The sequence below is a fragment of the Vibrio sp. FF145 genome (genome assembly GCF_041439075.1).
GTDB lineage: Bacteria > Pseudomonadota > Gammaproteobacteria > Enterobacterales > Vibrionaceae > Vibrio > Vibrio tasmaniensis_A.
Window position 1 is genome coordinate 1 of the sequence record NZ_JBGONH010000117.1, and the last position, 1,958, is coordinate 1,958.

Here is a 1,958-nt window from a genome sequence, read left to right on the forward strand (position 1 = left end):
TTGTGTACGCCCAGCATGGGTATGAACTAATGAGGTGAGAGTCCTCTGTAGGAAAATCACCATTTAATCATCAACTTGTTGATATTAAATGTTAACTACTAGCGAATGGCAAGGGCTTTTCCGCGAGGAATGGTCTGAAGGAAGCCGCGAGCAAAACTGCGAGCTGATGAACAAGAACATCATACTAGGCGTAGGTCAGAGGCGAGTTGGCACAAGACGACGAAGCCAAGTGATTTAATGACCACCGTAAATGATGCAGTTGTGCAGTGAAAGTCCATGTCCTTATCTGGGGAGATCTGCTTAACAAGCGATTGTTAACCTAACCAGCTTGGCCTCTGGTTCAACAGGCCTGGCGCGTGAGCATCATCAACTCACGCGAGCGAAACCGATGAACAACGATAGCGCTTTACGAGGTAACTCGTTAAGTGATTAAGCAGAAGTCAGCAGACGGCATAGTAGCCAAACGCCCATCGTAATGGTTGGGACAAGGTGAAGGCCTGAACATTTAGAAGAAGGAGGAGTCTTGTCAAACTTGTCGATACCCACTACGCCGACAGGCGATTACTATCAACAGCGTAATGATAGGCAACCATCCTTCAACAGCGATCTATTCACTCAATTGCTCCGATCTGAAAATTTACAGCAAGCATGGCGTCAAGTTAAAGCCAACAAAGGTGCGGCAGGTATCGATGGCATGACCATCGACGCCTTCCCGCTTTGGCTACAACAAGGGGGCTGGCAGCAATGTAAATCTCAATTAGAGCACGGTGAATATAAACCCTCAGCGGTCAGACGTGTAGAGATTGATAAACCCGATGGCGGTAAACGCAAATTGGGGATCCCTACCGTTATTGATCGAGTGATACAGCAAGCCATTGCTCAAATACTCACCCCCCTGTTTGACCCCTTCTTTTCGACTAACAGCTTTGGCTTTAGGCCGAATAGAAATGCCAAACAAGCGGTACTGAAAGTACGGGATACCATTAAACAGAAACGAACATTTGCTGTCGATGTTGACCTGTCTAAATTCTTTGACCGAGTTAATCATGATCTCTTGATGACTCAACTGAAGGAAAAGATACAGGATAAGCGTCTACTGGCGCTTATTGGTAAATACCTCCGTGCCGGTGTGATGGTCAACGACCAATTTGAAGCAAGCTCGGAAGGTGTGCCTCAAGGTGGTCCACTCTCGCCATTACTATCAAACATTATGTTGGATAGTCTGGATAAAGAGCTGGAAAACAGAGGGCATCAATTCGCCCGCTACGCGGACGACTTCATTATTCTGGTGAGGTCTCAACGAGCGGGAGTCCGCGTGCTAAAGAGCATTACTCACTACCTCGCCACGACGTTAAAAATGGTTGTTAATGAACAGAAAAGCCAAGTGGTTAAGGTAGCTCAAAGCAAGTTCCTTGGTTTCACCTTTTCCCGAGGTAAGATCCAGTGGCACGCTAAAACGGTACGTATTTTGAAACAAAAGATAAGGCGACTCACAAACCGAAACTGGGGTGTCAGTATGAGTTATCAATTATTTAAACTACGGCAATACCTGCAAGGCTGGATTAATTACTTTGGCATCGCTAACGCTTATCAAGCGTGTGTCGATTTAGACCAGTGGATACGTCGACGAGTACGTATGTGCTACTGGCGTCAGTGGCGTAAACCACGGACAAAGGTGCAAAACTTACTTAAACGCGGAGTCTGGATCCAAACTGCCGTTGGTTGTGGTATCACAAGCAAAGGGCCGTGGCGAAGTTCGAAAACACCTGGGATACAGCAAGCACTGAGTAATGATTACCTTAGGAAGGCGGGATTATTTTCACTGAAAGACGGATGGATCGCTGTTCAATATCCAAACCAGAAGATATAAGTTAGGCGTTCTGAATGAACCGCCCTGTGCGGATCCGCATGCAGGGTGGTGTGGGGGCTGGAGGGTAAATACCTCCGGCTACCCGATT

General features: G+C 47.0%; 1 protein-coding gene. It reads left to right on the top strand.

The genetic code is table 11. The features are described from left to right. Positions 1 to 523: 523 nt before the first annotated feature. Entirely contained in the window at positions 524 to 1,870 is a 1,347-nt protein-coding gene (ltrA, locus tag ACED42_RS21695) for a group II intron reverse transcriptase/maturase (RefSeq protein WP_371704130.1), read from the top strand. The last annotated feature ends 88 nt before the right edge of the window (positions 1,871 to 1,958 follow it).